We start from the raw sequence: 17731 nt of genomic DNA on the forward strand, positions 1-17731 counted from the left end.
TGCATTGAGTATAGCCTTAATTTTACATTAAAATAGTATTTATGGAAGAATGTTGTAGCACAAAGCCTAAAAATAAAGAACCTCATACACACAATCATTCCGAAGGAGACGGACATGATCACTCCCATGATACAGGAGATAAAACACCTTTTCAGATGTTTCTTCCTGCCATCATCTCTTTCGTGCTGTTGCTGATAGGAATAGCATTGGACAATTATATAAAAACAGAATGGTTTACAGGCTGGGTGCGTTTGGTCTGGTATCTGGCGGCCTATATTCCTGTAGGATTTCCCGTATTAAAGGAAGCTTATGAAAGCATCATCAAGGGAGATGTATTCTCCGAATTTTTCCTGATGGGAATCGCTACAGTAGGAGCATTTGCAATCGGGGAATATCCCGAAGGTGTTGCTGTAATGCTGTTCTATTCCGTAGGAGAAGTATTCCAGGGAATGGCCGTTTCAAGAGCAAAAGGAAACATCAAAGCATTGCTGGATCAGCGTCCTGATGAGGTGACGATCATTGAAGCCGGCCAGCCAAGAACCATTAAAGCCAGAGAAACCAAAATAGGAAATATCATCCAGCTGAAGCCTGGAGAAAAACTGGCTCTTGACGGTGAACTGATGACTGAATCCGCTTCATTCAACACCGCAGCGCTCACAGGTGAGAGTAAACCGGACACTAAAACAAAAGGGGAGGCCGTACTGGCCGGGATGATCAATATGAACAGCATTGCTCTCGTAAAAGTAAATACCGCTTACGAAGACAGCAAGCTGAGTAAAATTCTGGAACTGGTTCAAAACGCGACCGCGCAGAAAGCCCCGACCGAATTGTTCATCAGGAAATTTGCAAAAGTATACACCCCGATTGTTGTATTCCTTGCCATAGGAATCTGTCTTTTGCCTTATTTCTTTGTGAATGATTATCAGTTCAGAGACTGGCTGTACAGAGCCCTGATCTTCCTGGTGATCTCATGTCCTTGTGCATTGGTGATCTCCATTCCTTTAGGATATTTCGGAGGAATTGGAGCAGCAAGCAGAAACGGGATTTTGTTTAAAGGAAGTAATTTCTTAGACAGTATCGCAGAAATCCAGAATGTGGTGATGGATAAAACCGGAACCATGACGGAAGGTGTATTCAAAGTACAGGAAGTAAGCATTCAGCCTGAATTCAATAAAGAAGAGATCCTGAAACTGGTCAATGTCCTGGAAAGCAAAAGTACACACCCTGTAGCCACAGCAATCCATAATTATGCAGGAGAGATTGATCATTCTCTTCCCTTGGAAAATGTAGAAGAAATTGCAGGACATGGCTTAAAAGCTTCAGTTAATGGAAAAGAATTATTGGTAGGTAATTTTAAGCTGATGGATAAATTCAATATCAGCTACGATACCAATCACGCCAATATTGTCTACACGCTAATTGCCATAGCTTATGATAAAAAGTTTGCAGGCTACATCACCATTGCAGACAGTATAAAAAGCGATGCCAAAGAAACTGTTGACAACCTGCACAGAATGGGCGTAAAAGCCACTATGCTGAGCGGCGATAAAAGTACTGTTGTTAAATATGTGGCAGACCAACTGGGTATTGACAGTGCTTTTGGAGATCTCTTACCGGAAGATAAAGTCAATAAAGTAAAAGAAATCAAAGCGAAAAATCAAACCGTTGCCTTTGTCGGCGATGGGGTGAATGATGCTCCTGTAGTGGCACTCAGCGACGTAGGAATTGCCATGGGAGGCCTCGGAAGCGATGCCACGATTGAAACCGCAGATGTCGTTATCCAGGATGATAAACCGAGCAAAATCCCAATGGCGATCAATATCGGTAAGCAGACTAAAAAGATCGTTTGGCAGAATATTGTTTTAGCCTTTGCAGTAAAAGCTGTAGTCTTAGCGCTGGGGGCTGGAGGCCTTGCAACGATGTGGGAAGCCGTATTTGCAGATGTGGGAGTAGCGATGCTGGCCATTTTAAATGCGGTGAGGATTCAGAGGATGAAGTTTAATTAGAGAGTAGGGATAAAGGAGTAGGTTGCAGATAGTAGGTAGCAGGTGCTAAATAAAAGGTTTTAGACTGTAAGATAATTAGCATCCAAATTTTATCGGAGATAAAATCCTAGCGCCTTAAAACAGTCTTTTTGTAATCTCTTTCGCGCCTTTGCGATTAAAAACAATACATCATCCATTAAAAAAATATGAAACGCCAAACCTTATAGGTTTCCAAAACCTATAAGGTTTTTTATTACAGCAAAAAATCTGCGAAATCCCATAATCCGCGGGAGGAAAACTATCACAACTACAAGAAACCTTATTTTCCCTAATCCCTAATCTAAAAATAATCAATGACATTCATCATAAATAATACATAAACCCAATTTGGGTAGTATATTTGTAGAACAGAACTGATCATTGAGACTTTTTATTTCCATATTCATCATTTTTACCATTGCATTACGCCCAGTTTTGCCATTGGTTAACTATGCCGTGAACTATGATTATATTGTAAAAAACCTCTGTGAGAACAGAAATATTCCTCAGTCAACGTGTAAAGGGAAGTGCTACGTCAGCAAAGAATTGGCGAAAACGGAAAAGCAGTCCAATAATTCCCAGGTCATCAAAATATCCGTCCTGGATGTTTTTGTTTCCCACGATACCCTTTCATTTTTAGGACAGAAAGAATCTGAGCCTGAAGGTAAGGCTATACACTCAGATTATAGTATTGGTCATACTTCGGAATACTTTTCCAGGATATTCCATCCTCCTTTAGCTTAATTTCAACTATTCTTTTAGTTTTTAATCAAAATATCCTCGGATTTTATTGCTTAATCATGTTTTTTTAAACAATCTGCAGTAGAAACGGGTGATTAGCTTTGTATTAAAAATTAATTCACACATTCATCATACTATCAATTTCAATTTACCATTAAAATGAAATCAAAAATTATTTTGACTGCACTATTGTCAGTTTCATTATTCGCTTGTGGCCAGGAAACCCCTAAAGTAAAACATAAAAAGAGCACTGCCTCTTCAAAATCGACGGTTAAAAAAGTAAAATTTGCCAATGCGGAAGATCCTATCTGTCACATGAAAACAGAAGATGATATGAAAGATACGGCAGTCTATAAAAATAAAACGTACGGTTTTTGCAATAGCCTATGTAAAGACGAGTTCAAAAAAAATCCTGAGAAATATGCCCAAAAATAATAAGACCAAAAACGGAACCAAGAGAAAGGTGATCATTCCGATTGCGATTTTCGCTCTTCTGTTTCTGGGAATAGGTGTAGGAATGGGATATTTCAAGAAGAACCTGTACACCGTAATGAAGGTTCCCGATTTTGAACTCACCGACCAGAATAATAAAAAGATCACCAATAAAGATATGCTGGGAAAAGTATATCTGGTAGAGTTTTTCTTTAGCAGGTGTCCTACGATTTGTCCTGTGATGAACCGGAATATGAGATTTATTGAAGATGAGGTAAACAGTCCTGAATTTGGGATTATTTCAATAAGTATAGATCCGGAAAATGATACACCTGCCGCATTGAAAGAACATGCTAAAAGTGTAGGCGCAAAATCTCCTGACTGGCATTTTCTTACCGGAAACAGAGATTATATCGGAAAACTGGCAGACCAGTTCAATATCTATGTGGGAGATAAGGAAGACGACAGCGAAAGCCTTAACCACAGCGGAATGATCGCCTTGGTGGATAAAGAAGGAAATATCCGTTGCAGATACAATAAAGACAATATGCCCATCCTGTATTACTCAGGATTGAATTATGAAGATCCTGATGGGAAAACTCCAAAACTTAACGGAAAGTATCATCCAGACCGGGAAATATTGATCGAGGATATTAAGAAATTATTGAAATAGATTTGGGAAAGGAAGATGGAAGAATGAAGTTGGAAGTTAATGATGAGGGTAATGATGAATGAGAGTCATCAATGTAGAGGATTAAAAGACAAAATGAAGTTGAGGTCGTGGAGTAGAGGAGTCTTAATGCAGAAGATAATGACGGGGATAATGATTAATGGAACTCATGAATGCAGATGGTTAAAAAAGATGAGATGATGAAGTGTAGATGAAGTATAGTCGTCTTCAGGCAGAAATGACTTCCCTTTTCCATCCTCCTGCTTTCCTTCTATAAGTATAAAAATATTGTTAAACCATAAAACAAAACGTTATGAAGATTTTGAAAATAGCATCTTTAAGTGCCGTATTCGCCGCACAGTTTGCTTTTGCGCAGTTTAAGCAGACACCGCTTCCTTATGCATACAATGCACTGGAAGGTTCGGTAGACGCACAGACAATGGAAATTCACTATTCAAAGCATGCTGCAGGTTATGTTGCCAATTTGAATAAAGCAATTGCGGGAACACCTCAGGAGAAGCAAACCCTCTTCCAGATCCTTTCAGAAGTTTCCAAACTTACGCCGGCAGTAAGAAACAATGCAGGAGGACATTACAACCACGAGCTTTTCTGGACCGTTCTTACACCTGTAAAAGACACCAAGCCTTCTGAAAAGCTGGCTAAAGCGATCACGGAAACTTTCGGAAGCATGGATGCGTTCAAAGAAAAGATCAGCAAAGCAGGTGCAGACCGTTTCGGTTCAGGATGGGCATGGCTTTCTGTGGATAAAAACGGAAAATTATTTGTGTCTTCTACAGCGAATCAGGATAACCCTTTGATGGATGTAGTAGAAGAAAAAGGAACTCCGATTTTAGGAATTGACGTTTGGGAACATGCTTATTACCTGAAATACCAGAACAAAAGAGCAGATTATCTTACTGCCATCTGGAATGTGCTGAACTGGAAAGAGGTAAGCAGAAGATATGATGAAGCCGTAAGCAAGAAATAACAGATGAATTTAATTTGCAGCATATTCCTCACTCTTTATATGGCGTTCAGACCTCTGATCCCATTGGTGGAATATGCTGTAAATTATGATTATATTTCCACTGTTCTCTGTATCAATAAAAGCAAGCCGGAGCTTCACTGTAACGGTAAATGCTACCTGAGCAAAGAACTCGCAAAAACGAATAATTCAGATTCTTCACCTTTAAACAAAACCAAAAATTCAGGACAGAAAATTCTTGATATCTGTACGCTTCCTGAAATTACAGGAATAAAAAAAGCAGAAAGTTTTCTTTCTCTGAACTTCAATTTTCTCTACGAAACAGCCTATTCTTTTCTGTTTCTCAAACACATATTCAAACCACCGGTTTTTTAAGTTCAATTTTAATCTTTACTGACCACAAAAAACATAAAGACTGCTGTCTATGCAGTTTTCAATACACTTTAAATAATTAAGGTGTCAAAAAATTTTTGTGCCTTTTGTGGTTAAAAAAATGAATGTTCACCCATTCAAAAGCATTTCTATTTCAAAAAATTCAACTTAAAAAATCAAAATGAAAACCTATAAACTTTTATCATTATTCTTTATTGCCTTTAGTCTATTCACTTTATCCTCATGCCAAAGCAGTGATGATGACGATTCACAGGATACTTCAACCGGAAACCTTCAGATCAAATTTGAAAACGGATTCAATAATCTTGGCGATATTGTATTAAACCAAACGGTGCAGACTTCAGCAGCAGGGCAGAAGCATAACTTTTCAGCCCTGAAATATGTCATCAGCAATATCACACTGATTGACGAAGGCGGAAATGAATTCAAATACAATGAAAACAATCCCGACAAAGGCGCTTTCATCATAGATCAGGCAGATGCCGTTGCAGGAGTTGTCTATCTCGATCTGAACGGAATTCCGAAAAACAATTACAAGAAAGTAAGATTCGGACTTGGGATCAGTCAGAAGGCTTATCTGTTGGGACAGGACGGTCAGGCAGAGTTCTGGACGAAAGCCAAGCAGAAAGGAATGTCCTGGTCATGGGCGGCCGGCTATGTCTTTGTAAAACTGGAAGGTAAATATGGAACCGCTTCCCCAGATACAGAATTCATGAATCACACCGGAAACATGGGAAATGTAATGGCTAATAGTACGCCGGATCTTTATCGGGAAATTACGTTGAATCTTCCGACAACCGCTAGAGTAACTTCTCAGATAAAACCTTCTATCCACATCCTTGCAGATTTGAATCAGTTTCTGAGCGGGAGCAAAACACTTTCCCTAAATACAGAAAATAATATGATGATGGGTTCAAGCCAGCATTTGGTGGATGTTACCAATAACCTTACCTCGATGTTTAAAGTAGATCATGTTCATAATGATTAGGATTTTATTAAAAACAATGCTGCTGGTCATTACTTTTCTGAGCTGTTGGTCCTGTTCAGATGAGGTAATGCAGCCACTGGAAAAAGATGAGGCCTATTCATTGCAGTTTCCGTCGTACTTTCCGGAAATGACGTTCGATGCATCCGGTAATCCGGTGACAAAAAACGGAGTAGAGCTGGGCAGAAATTTATTTTATGAGGGCAGGCTTTCCAGAAATAATACCATATCATGTGGTTTCTGTCATATTCAGGAAAATGCTTTCACACACCATGGTCATACTGTGAGCCATGGAGTAGACGACAGAATTGGAATCCGTAATGCACCACCCATTCAAAACATGGCATTCCTGAAAAGATACATGTGGGACGGCGTAATCCATAATCTGAACGAACAGCCGATCATTCCGATCACGGATGCCAATGAAATGGACAGCTCCATGCCTGAGGTGATTTCTAAATTAAAGGATGATCAGAAATATAAAAAACTCTTCATGGCAGCTTATGGTGACGAAAATATAACCGGTGAAAGAGTCTTGAAAGCTCTGTCGCAGTTTATGGTCAGCATGATTTCCGCAGATTCAAAATATGACAGGGTTAAACAGGGAAAAGAAAATTTCACCTCTGAAGAATCTCAGGGATTGGCTCTATTCAGTCAGAAGTGTGCTTCCTGCCACAGCGGAGAACTATTTACCGACGAAAGTTTCAGGAATACGGGAATGCATTACAATGCCCAGTTCAAAGATGCGGGCCGCCATCGTGTAACCCTTGATCAGAATGACTGGATGAAATTCCGTGTACCGAGTCTTAGAAATGTAGAATATACCGCACCTTATATGCATGACGGAAGGTTTTACACGCTGGCCGCAGTTCTTAATTTCTATTCAGATAATGTGGAAGACAATCCCAATCTGGATCCGCAGCTGAAACAGAACGGACATGTCGGAATTGCTATGAATGCGCAGGAAAAGCAGTTGATCATCGCCTTTTTAAAAACCTTATCTGATCAAAACTTTATTTCTAATCCAAAATTTGCAGAATGAGCATCATGAACATGAGAAAAATAATTTTTATACTGAGCCTGACACTATCATGGGGCTGTCAGGCTAAAACCATCAACGACAGTCTGTATATCGCAGATCCTATAAACAGGATTGTATTTGATGACTGTGATGCTTGTGGCTGTGCGGCAGGAAACGGTTCTTCCGGTTTTGAGTCTTTACTGAATCCTCAGTTTATCGGGATCAAATATTTTGCCCAGCATTATAAAGCCAAAGAAAACCTTTTTGTAAAAGATCTTACACAGGATCAGTATTTCAATACCCTGCAGGTTTGGGGAAAAATTCCATTGACAGAAAAGCTGAGTGTATACGCTAGCCTGCCATTTCATTTTCATGAGAAGAGAACAATTCAGGGCGATATCAACATTAATGGAATCGGAGATCTGAACCTGATGGGAATTTACCGGATCCTCAGTTCCAAAGATCATTTCCATCAGCTCAACGGTGGTTTGGGGGTGAAAATTCCTTTGGGAAAATTTGATGAAAAAGGAGCTTCAGGAGTCAATCCAAGTTTTCAACTGGGAACGGGAAGCTGGGACTACCAGGCTGCTTTGAACTATAAGTTTCAAAAGAATAAGCTGGCTGTGCTGATCAACACAGATTACACCGTAAAAACAGAAAACAAAAAGAATTACCGTTTCGGAAACCAGTGGAATTATGCCGCAACAGCTTTTTATCAGCTTGCAGGAAATGAAAAAGCTATTTTCTCTGCCAAAGCCGGACTTCAGGGCGAAGTCTATGATAAAAACAAACAGTTTGATGAGGTATTGCCTAATACAGCAGGAAGCGCTTTATATGGAAAGCTTGGTTTTGAGGCTTCGTATAAAAAGTTCAGCCTGGGTGGAGAAGTCATGCTGCCTGCTTATTCCAATCTGGCAAGCGGGGACATTGAAGCAAAATCCAGGTTCAGTGTTTTTATCAATTTTGGAATTTAATATAATGGCCAAAGCCACCAGGTACAGATTGTTCAATCTTTAGTCTCGTAAAAATTTCAAACTTTAATCTAAAAAACAGGTGGCTGAGATTCCCGAGCCACCTGTTTTTAATACATCTTCTTAATATTTTCTGTTTTTCATAGTGTTGAGAATTAATTTATTATGCCGTTATTGCATATATTAAGTTATTTTCTATCTTTGCCGCAATCTGGTGCGCTGTAAAAAGCACTTAAAAGGGAACCTGGTGAAAATCCGGGACAGACCCGCTGCTGTAAGCTCCACATCAAAGTTTTTGAAGAGTATATCCACTGTTTTTTTTATGGGAAGGATTTCAAAAACGGAGTAAGTCAGAAGACCTGCCAGAAGATAAACGTTTGATGCTTTCGTGGAATAAAGCTTAGGACAACAATGATTCTGTGCAGTAACAGCTGCGCTTTATCTTTGCTATCTTATATCCATTAGCGTCAGCATTATTCTCAATGAGCTAATGGTCAGAAAATGTACTGCTTCACAGTTTAAAAAAGGAGTTATCACATTATTTGTGATGGCATCTCAACTTATATTCTCTCAATCCGGAGACACCATCCGGGAAAAAACCATCCTCCCGATTCAGCTTTACAAAAAAGATTTTAAAGAAATCCTTCCTGCCCAGATCCTGTCCGGCGAACAGCTGGAAAGACTGAACAGTCAGTCGGTGGCCGATGCCTTACGGTATTTTTCGGGAGTTCAGATCAAAGACTATGGCGGAATGGGCGGCCTGAAAACTGTCAATATCCGTAGTATGGGAAGCCAGCATGTGGGTGTTTTCTATGACGGTATCCAGCTGGGAAATGTTCAGAACGGAATCGTGGATCTTGGAAAGTTTTCACTGGATGATCTTGAAGCCATTTCTTTATACAACGGCCAAAAAAGTGAAATTTTTCAGCCGGCAAAGGATTTCGGATCTTCCGGATCGATTTATCTTCAGCCTAAAATACCAGTTTTTAAAGGGAATCAGAAGACCAACTTAACGGTGAAGCTGAAATTAGGCTCCATCAGTTTATTTAATCCTTCCTTCCGTGTGGAACAGAAGCTTTCAGAGAGAATTTCGGCAAGTTTCAGCTCGGAATTTGTACAAAGCGATGGATTGTATAAGTATAAATACGAAAAGAAAAATTCTGACGGATCTGTTGCCAATGATACCATTGCAAGAAGATATGATTCCTACATCCGGGCGAAACGTTTTGAAGGTGCCTTAAACGGGACCATTAATGATGGAAGTTGGAGCGTACGCGGCTACGGCTATATTTCCGATCGTGGAGTTCCCACAGCCATTGTTAATAATAATTTCACACCTAAAGGTCAGCAAATGCTGGATGAGAGCTATTTTGTCCAGGCCAGTTTCCGTAAAAAGCTGTTCCCAAAATTTGAAACTCAGTTCAAAGCAAAATTTGCGTATGATTACACCCGGTTTTTAGATACGGTGAATGTAGCAACAACGGTTCTTCCGATAGATAATTCGTATGTTCAGAGAGAGCTTTATTTTTCCAATTCCAATCTCTATTCTATTAATCAAAACTGGGATGTAAGTGCGAGTTTTGACTTTCAGTATAATAATCTGAATGCCAGTCTGAGAGATTTTTCATATCCTACACGATATACTTCGCTCGTTTCTTTTGCCACGACCTATCAATGGAACCGTTTTAAGTTTTTGGGAAGTATTCTTGGAACTTTTGTTCATGAAAACGTAAAAATGAATGCGAAGTCTCCTGATAAAACCGAATGGACCCCTTCCGCTTTCCTGAGCTATCAGCCTTTTGAATCCAAAGATCTTACCGTAAGGGCTTTCTACAAAAGAGTATTCAGAATGCCTACTTTCAATGATCTGTATTACACCATGATCGGGAATGTCATGCTGAAACCTGAATACACGAATCAGTACGATGCAGGTTTTACCTACGAGAAGCTCTTTGACCATCAATTTTTTAAAGGAATCTATGTGAAAGTGGATGGCTATTATAATGAAGTTGAGAACAAGATTATCGCTGTTCCTACCACCAATCTTTTCAGATGGATGATGGTGAATTTAGGTGAAGTGAAAATCATCGGGGCAGACGTGAATGTGCAGGCTGAATTTGACATTAATAAATTGAAACTGAAACCTTTGGTAAGCTATACCTATCAGCGTGCCGGGGACTATACTGATAAAAGTGACGATTATTACGGTGACCAGATCTCCTATGTGCCGTGGCATGCATTGACCTTTACCCTAATGGCAGACTATAAAGACTGGAGTTTCAATTACAGTTTTATGTACACCGGAGAACGCTATGATGCCCAGCTGAATAATATCAAAGCCAATTATCTCCAGCCATGGTACACGCATGATTTATCCGTTCAGAAAAAATTCAACTGGCATTCTCACCAGATTAAAGCCGGTTTTGAGGTCAACAATGTCCTTAATCAATACTATGACGTGGTCAGGAATTATCCGATGCCCGGAAGAAATTTTAAACTTATTGTAAGCTTTACATTATGAAAAAACTAAACTTTTGCCTGCTGGCTTTTACTCTTTTCTTTCTGTTCTCATGTAGGACGGATGACAATATAGTTCCTTCGGAAACGAAAGAGGTAAGCAACGGGGAGGATACCCCTATTAAAGGGTTTTATCTTCTGAACGAGGGAAATATGGGAAGCAACAAATGTACGCTCGATTATTTCGATTATGTGACAGGAACGTACCGTAAGAATATTTATGGAGAAACCAATCCTTCCGTGGTAAAAGAATTGGGTGATGTGGGAAATCATATTATGATCTACGGAAGTAAAATGTATGTGGTGGTAAATGTTTCCAATAAAATTGAAGTGCTGGAAGCAAAAACGGCCAAACGAATCAAAACCATACAGCTGCAGAACTGCCGTTATCTGGCTTTTAAAGGCAATAAAGTTTATGCCAGCAGCTATGCCGGCCCTGTAGAACTGAATCCTAACTCTCCTCCGGGAAAAGTAGTGGAAATTGATACGACATCCCTGAATATTGAAAGGCAGGTAGTAGTCGGGTATCAGCCTGAAGAGATAGAAGTAATGGGAGATCAGCTTTTTGTAGCCAATTCCGGAGGGTACAGATTTCCGAATTATGATAAAACCGTTTCTGTCATCAACCTCAATACATTCACGGAAACAAAAAAAATTGATGTAGCCATTAATCTTCACCGTATTAAAAAGGACAACTACGGAGATCTGTACGTGAGTTCCAGAGGCGATTATTACAATATTCCATCCAGTCTTTTCCTTGTGGATGCCGCTACAGGAACCGTGAAAAAAGATTTTCATGTTGCTGTCAGCGGAATGACGATCGTGAATGACAAGCTGTATTATTATGGGAATGAATTTAATTACAATACCCATACATACGTCAAAACCTTTGGAATCATCGATGTCAAGACAGAGCAGGTGATTTCCAACAAAATTATTGACCAGCAATATGTGGACGAGATCAAAGCACCTTACGGAATTGCTGTAAATCCCTATACAGAAGATATTTATCTAACGGATGCGAAAAACTACGTGACCACCGGCTATGTATACTGTTTTGATAAGACCGGAAAATTCAAGTGGAAAACAGAAGGCGGGAATATCCCTGCTCACTTTGCTTTTTTATATAAATAATCAGATCAGAAAAAATGGAAAGAAAAACAAAACATATTTTAAAAACGATACTGCTCTCTTCAGTCCTGCTGGGAGCTGCAGCCTGTAAAAGCGACAGCGAAGAAGTGGTAGAAGAAGTAACTTTTCCTGCTGAAGTACTTAAAGAATCCTATACGATCGACAGGCTTAAACTTTTGAGTATAGACCCTAAAATTGAAGGGAAACTAACCTGGAGCATTAACGATTCTGTGATTTCCGATCATCTGCAACTGGATTTTGTCAGTTCCACTGTACAAAATTATCCTTTGACCCTGAAAGTAGAGGTAAAAGGAGCAGCGAAGATCTATAAGTCCACGATCATTGTGAATAAAGAGCTGACCCCTTACAGTAAATATATATCAAATGTTTTTGATTTCCGTCCGGCCACGGGCCAGTTCATCAATGAGATCCCTGAATATGTAAACGGAAACACAGAGGCTGATATGATCAAAAGGGCCAAAGAATCCTTAGTAGGCGAAAATGCTACCATGATTACGCTGGGAGGTTTCGGCGGCTATGTTGCTTTTGGCTTCGATCATACCATTCCTAATCTTGAAGGAAGAGATTTTAAGATTCTGGGAAATGCTTTTTGGGGAAACAGTGCCAATGCTACCCGGTCAGGATCATGTGAGCCCGGAATTATCATGGTGGGCTACGACAAGAATAAAAACGGCAAACCGGATGAAGATGAATGGTATGAAATTGCGGGCAGCGAATATTTTAAAAATTCAACGACAAAAAACTATACTATAACTTACTTCAAGCCCAATGAGAACAAGCCCCCCGTTCCCGGAAGTGAGTTTTGGCAGACTGATGTGGAGTACATCAAATGGCAGGATAATTTTGGGAATTCAGGATTTAAAACTAAAAATACCTTCCATGCACAAAGCTATTATCCTTTGTGGCTTTCCGGTGCTTCTTACAGCCTTACGGGAACCAGATTGAAGGATAATTTTTACGACCAGAGCGGGACGGGGGCTTATTGGGTAGGAACATCTTATGATTACGGCTATGCAGACAATGCGCCGAACAATGATGAGGCTTCCAACATCGACATTTCCTGGGCTGTAGATAAAAGCGGGAATTATGTAAAGCTTCCCGGTATCGATTTTATCAAAGTATACACCGGAATCAATCAGGAAGCAGGATGGCTTGGGGAAGTTTCTACAGAAGTGGCAGGAGCTTACGATCTGCATCTTAAATAAAATAAATTTTAATATATAATTCGAAAAAATGAAAAAGTTTTACCTTTTGACCATGCTGTTCTTTTTTGCGTTCTTTACGAATGCACAGGTGGCAGTACAGGGAGTACCCAGAAATGATATTCAGGGTATTGGCAGCAACCAGCTGAATACAACAGTAACCACCAATATCAACTTCTCCGATATTCAGTATTGGGTAGGTAGCGGTACTAATGAAGCGGCTTTTGTGGTTCAGTGGAACGACAGCAAGAATCCTGATGCCTTGGTATGGGGCTTCCGATGGAACGGAAATGCTACCGGAGAAGATATGCTGAAGGCAATTGCAAAGGCAGATCACAGATTTTTTACATTGTTTTATCCGGGAACCCAGTTCGGAACAGCCATCGGAGGAATGGGGTTTGACCTAAACGGTCAGAATACCAACGCACTTTATAAAAACGGGAATACAACCTATCCTCTTTACCCTGTAAATGGCATTGTAAATACAGGTGCATATGATTTCGATGATTTTACGGCTGCTGATGCCGGGGATCATTGGGGATCAGGATGGTACAACAGCTACTGGTCTTATTGGGTAAAAGATCCTACGGATGCTGATTTTGGATATTCAGGAGTAGGGGCTTCTTCCCGTGTGCTTCAGAACGGTTCATGGGATGTATGGAATTTTAGCCCAGGGTTGGCTTCTTTTCCTATTTCTTCAACGCTGACACCCGTATCTGTTTATGCTGCTTCTGCTTCTTCTGTTTCTACCAATTTTACTGACGGTTACTTTATGGTCAATGAAGAATGGTTCGGGCATACCAACGGTTCTGTAAATTTCATTGGCAATAATGGGCAGGTTAATTACCGTGTGTACAGCAATGCCAATAACAATCAGGCCTTTGGTGCTACAACGCAATACGGAACAATCTACGGAGATAAATTCTATTTTATTTCGAAGCAGGCTGCAGATGGCGGAGATACTCAGTATACTCCGGGAGGAAGGCTGGTAGTAGCGAATGCACAAACGATGCAGAAAATTGCAGGATTTAATAATATTGGCGGCGGCGACGGAAGATCCTTTGTAGGAGCTAATGAAAACAAAGGATACATCGGAGCTTCGAATGGTATTTTTGTATTCGATATCGCGAATATGCAGGTTGGAAGCCTGATAACCGGAACAGGCGGAGGCGGTCAGTATGCCGGCCAGATCGGAAATATGATCCGTTCTTCAAAATATGTATTTGCAGTGAAGCAGTCTGCAGGAATTTTAGTCATTGACCCGGCGACAGATACGCTGGTGAGTACGATTCCGGGAGCTTTTCATTCTATTGTTCAGGCTAAAGACGGAAGTATCTGGGCCATTCAGGATCAGAAAGTGGTGAATATTCATCCTACGACTTTTGCAACCACTTCTTACAATATTCCTACGACCAAATATTTGGGTTCATGGGGAGCGTGGAATGCAGGAAGCTTTTCAGCGAGCAGCAAACAGAATGTTTTATACTGGATCAACTCAGTTAACAGTTTTGTTTCAGGAACACAGATCGTAAAATTTGATGTAACGACAAAAGCATTTAACGAAAGCTTTGCAACCATTCCGGGACAGACAGGTACTTACAAACAGATTCCTTACGGAGCAGGACTCCGTGTGAACCCAACTACTGATGAGCTGATTCTGAATACTACTGAAAGCGGTTTTGGAGCACACTATCAGAAAAACTGGATCCATACTATTGGCGTTAACGGAACCATTACCAATACAAAAACACTTAATGATTACTATTGGTTCCCTGCTATGGCAGTATTCCCGGATAATACACTTCCTACGGTGAGCAGTACATTTCCATCTCAGGTTAATGTGAATAATGCTTCTGTAATAGACCTGAAAACAATAGTTTCTGACGAAGACAATCTTTCATCTGCTATTGTAAAATCAATTAAGTCAAACTCAAATCCGGCTGCAGTTTCTGCAGTGATCAATGCGAATGACGAACTGGTTCTAACTCCGGTTGCTTCAGGAACGGCTGATATTAAGATCAGTTTTAATTCAAATGGAAGGGTAGTAGAGAAACTGCTTACTGTCAACAGTACAACTTCTACTTTGGCCACGGCAGAAGTGAAGAAAATTGAATTCAGTATTTACCCGAATCCGGTGACAGATATTTTAACTCTTAAAACTCAGGAAAAGATCCTGAATGTTACCATTTATGACGCTTCCGGTAAAATAATAAATGCACCGCTGAACAACGGCCAGATCAATGTAAGTATGCTTCCGAACGGAGTATATATTCTAAAAGCTGTAACTGATAAAGCAGCATATCAGCAGAAGCTGATCAAGAAATAACCATCACAGTCTATATATTTCAATGAACCGGCGGCCCATTTGGGCCGCCGGTTTTTTTACTTTAAAGCAGGTAGTAAAAGATTTCGGCAGGCTGAAAGCCTGCCGAAATCTTTAATATGTATTATTATTTAATTATTGATTCTGATCTTACGGGAATAAGTTTTTTTGTCTTTCGTTTCTATCGTCAGTATATAAATTCCTTCAGGCTGTGGAGAAGACAGTTCAAAAGTTTTGGAAGTAAGGGTAGAGCGGTGTACCTCTTTGCCGGAAGTATTTCTTAGGGTAACTTCAGACCCTTCCAATGGAACAGTACCACTCAGAGTAATCTGTCCGGCCCTGCTGTAAGCCATAATGGTGGCAAGAGGATCCTGGTAAGCATAATACACCCTGAATCCGCCACCCAAGCTTAGTACACCGCCACTCAGTCTTATTTTAACTGCGTTGTAGGAGCTGACGGGAACAAATTCAATAGTTGCTCTGGAAGGATTGTCGGAAAGCTTCAGTAAGTTTCCGGTTATCATTTGACTGTCATTGTTGGCTGTGGTTCCGCTCATCGTCTCTATGTATATGCCGCTTAGGAGCTGAACAGTGAGAGGAATGTCATTGGTACCGATACCAATGACTAATTTAGTATTGATTCTCACTTCAGGGAATCTCAGGGTCTGTTCAACACCACCCAATAAAACGGTGCCCATAACCATAGTAGAATAGTTGTCTTCGTTATCGCCCACGGCATTCAATGGATTTTGCACGGCACATCCCAGGCATACTCCATAGACATTGGAGAGTTGATCATGGGCATAGATTCTGTTTTGCGCCTGTGTATTACCCGATTGGAATAAAAAAGCTAAAAATAACGCGGCCTGAAAAAGACGGCCCTTTGAAAGTAAAATGGATTTCATGCTATAGAGATTTTTGGTTAATGCTTTATCCAAATTTAAGCATAAAAGTGAAGGTGGGCAATATTATTTCTATTTAATGTGAATTATATAGAAATAATTTAACTGAGACTTTATCAGATTTATCTATGAGTTCACCCACCTTATTTCAAAGGAATTATTTTTTTCGACCTTTAATATTAGGTAAAAAAGCAGTTATTATACCCATAAGAGGTAAGAAAGCACAGATTTTAAATACATATTCAATGCTCGTATCATCTGCCAAGGCCCCCAGAACAGCAGAACCAATTCCACCCATCCCAAACATAAAACCAAAAAACAATCCGGCTACCAATCCAATTTTATTGGGCAAAAGGTCTGTAGCATATACCAGAATTGCAGAAAAAGCCGAAGCAATAATTAACCCGATTAAAACCGCAAATACCACAGTCCATACTAAGGGAAGATACGGAAGACAAAGAGTAAAAGGTGCTGCTCCAAGTATAGAGACCCATATGATTTTCTTTCTTCCGTATTTATCACCCAGTCTTCCTCCTAAAATAGTTCCAATAGCAACCGCTGCAAGAAACATGAATAAATATAATTGGGAATCCTTTACAGAAATGTGAAACTTATCAATAAGAAAGAATGTAAAATAATTAGTCATGGATGCCAAATAAATGTACTTAGAAAATACCAGTGCCAGCAGAACGGTAATAGAAAATATAACCTTTTTGCGGGACAGTTCTACAGTTATGATATTACTGGAATGCTGCGTTGCTTTTTTAAGAGATAATCTTTCCGCATACCAGTTCCCAATTCTCCATAGCACTATAATTCCTATAAAAGCAGCGATAGCAAAAAGGCTTACATAGCCCTGCCCCAGAGGAAGCACAACTAAAGCGACCAATAGAGGACCAATAGCACTCCCTGAATTTCCACCCACCTGAAAAATGGACTGGGCAAGTCCTTTTTGTCCTCCGGATGCCAATTGGGCAACTCGTGATGCCTCTGGATGAAAAATGGAAGATCCCATCCCGATTAATGCCACTGAAATCAGGATCATATAATATTGATGGGCTGCTGCTAAAAGTAACAATCCTGCCATTGATAATCCCATTCCTACTGCTAAAGATCTTGGATTCGGCTTTTTATCCGTATAAATTCCAACGAAAGGCTGTAAAATAGATGCAGTAAGCTGAAACACCAATGTAATGATACCAATCTGAGAAAAGGACAGGCTGAATTCCCCTTTTAGAATAGGATATAACGAAGGGATTGTAGACTGTATCAGATCATTTAAAAAATGAGAAAAGCTGATCATAAATAAGATCGAGTAAACAATTTTGCTGGTGTCAATTGCCTTTGTCTGTAGATTTTCCATGAATTGTAATTTTATTCATCATATCATCTGATGAATTTTGTTAAAAATTT

At 39.9% G+C, this 17731-nt stretch carries 15 protein-coding genes and 1 riboswitch; of the genes, 13 read left to right on the forward strand and 2 right to left on the reverse strand.

Annotated features, from left to right (window positions below; genetic code table 11):
• The first annotated feature begins 41 nt into the window (after nt 1–41).
• The 13 genes from ACTJIV_RS02980 (at nt 42) to ACTJIV_RS03040 (ending at nt 15419) form a co-directional block, all read left to right on the forward strand.
• Entirely contained in the window at nt 42–2006 is a 1965-nt protein-coding gene (locus tag ACTJIV_RS02980) for a heavy metal translocating P-type ATPase (protein ID WP_440625524.1), read from the forward strand.
• A gap of 399 nt (nt 2007–2405) precedes the next feature.
• Nucleotides 2406–2768, forward strand: a complete 363-nt coding sequence (locus ACTJIV_RS02985; protein WP_440625526.1) for a hypothetical protein — start codon at nt 2406–2408, stop codon at nt 2766–2768.
• 156 nt (nt 2769–2924) lie between these two features.
• A complete protein-coding gene (locus tag ACTJIV_RS02990; RefSeq protein WP_336377757.1) occupies nt 2925–3200 on the forward strand; it encodes a YHS domain-containing protein in 276 nt (91 codons plus the stop codon).
• A complete protein-coding gene (locus tag ACTJIV_RS02995; RefSeq protein ID WP_440625527.1) occupies nt 3187–3870 on the forward strand; it encodes an SCO family protein in 684 nt (227 codons plus the stop codon). The genes ACTJIV_RS02990 and ACTJIV_RS02995 overlap by 14 nt, the downstream gene beginning before the upstream one ends.
• A 310-nt stretch (nt 3871–4180) precedes the next feature.
• Nucleotides 4181–4855: a superoxide dismutase gene (locus tag ACTJIV_RS03000; RefSeq protein WP_440625529.1), complete on the forward strand. Its 675-nt coding sequence runs from the start codon at nt 4181–4183 to the stop codon at nt 4853–4855.
• Nucleotides 4856–4858: 3 nt separating this feature from the next.
• Nucleotides 4859–5227 (forward strand): hypothetical protein, encoded by a 369-nt coding sequence (locus ACTJIV_RS03005; protein WP_223558204.1) that lies wholly within the window; start codon nt 4859–4861, stop codon nt 5225–5227.
• Nucleotides 5228–5405: 178 nt separating this feature from the next.
• Nucleotides 5406–6233, forward strand: coding sequence for an MbnP family protein (locus tag ACTJIV_RS03010; RefSeq protein WP_440625531.1), 828 nt, complete (start codon nt 5406–5408; stop codon nt 6231–6233).
• Nucleotides 6226–7272, forward strand: coding sequence for a cytochrome-c peroxidase (locus ACTJIV_RS03015; protein ID WP_440625533.1), 1047 nt, complete (start codon nt 6226–6228; stop codon nt 7270–7272). Before ACTJIV_RS03010 ends, ACTJIV_RS03015 begins: the two co-directional genes overlap by 8 nt.
• Complete coding sequence (locus ACTJIV_RS03020) at nt 7269–8225, forward strand: transporter (RefSeq protein WP_440625535.1); 957 nt, start codon at nt 7269–7271, stop codon at nt 8223–8225. Before ACTJIV_RS03015 ends, ACTJIV_RS03020 begins: the two co-directional genes overlap by 4 nt.
• A gap of 192 nt (nt 8226–8417) precedes the next feature.
• Nucleotides 8418–8603: riboswitch (cobalamin riboswitch) on the forward strand.
• A 166-nt stretch (nt 8604–8769) separates the two neighbouring features.
• Nucleotides 8770–10743 carry a TonB-dependent receptor plug domain-containing protein gene (locus ACTJIV_RS03025; protein ID WP_440625537.1) on the forward strand — a complete coding sequence of 658 codons (1974 nt, stop codon included), beginning with the start codon at nt 8770–8772 and terminating at the stop codon, nt 10741–10743.
• Complete coding sequence (locus ACTJIV_RS03030) at nt 10740–11873, forward strand: YncE family protein (protein ID WP_440625538.1); 1134 nt, start codon at nt 10740–10742, stop codon at nt 11871–11873. The genes ACTJIV_RS03025 and ACTJIV_RS03030 overlap by 4 nt, the downstream gene beginning before the upstream one ends.
• Before the next feature lie 14 nt (nt 11874–11887).
• Complete coding sequence (locus tag ACTJIV_RS03035; protein WP_440625540.1) at nt 11888–13096, forward strand: cell surface protein; 1209 nt, start codon at nt 11888–11890, stop codon at nt 13094–13096.
• A 28-nt stretch (nt 13097–13124) separates the two neighbouring features.
• The gene (locus ACTJIV_RS03040) at nt 13125–15419 is read left to right on the forward strand and encodes a DUF5074 domain-containing protein (protein WP_440625542.1); all 2295 of its coding nucleotides are present in this window, start codon (nt 13125–13127) and stop codon (nt 15417–15419) included.
• A 128-nt stretch (nt 15420–15547) separates the two neighbouring features.
• Here ACTJIV_RS03040 and ACTJIV_RS03045 read toward each other — a convergent pair whose 3' ends face one another.
• The gene (locus ACTJIV_RS03045; protein ID WP_111957006.1) at nt 15548–16321 is read right to left on the reverse strand and encodes a T9SS type A sorting domain-containing protein; all 774 of its coding nucleotides are present in this window, start codon (nt 16319–16321) and stop codon (nt 15548–15550) included.
• 154 nt (nt 16322–16475) lie between these two features.
• Nucleotides 16476–17681 carry an MFS transporter gene (locus ACTJIV_RS03050; RefSeq protein WP_440625544.1) on the reverse strand — a complete coding sequence of 402 codons (1206 nt, stop codon included), beginning with the start codon at nt 17679–17681 and terminating at the stop codon, nt 16476–16478.
• Nucleotides 17682–17731 lie beyond the last annotated feature (50 nt).

This window comes from Chryseobacterium sp. 22532 (genome assembly GCF_052044665.1).
Classification (GTDB): Bacteria; Bacteroidota; Bacteroidia; order Flavobacteriales; family Weeksellaceae; genus Chryseobacterium; species Chryseobacterium lathyri.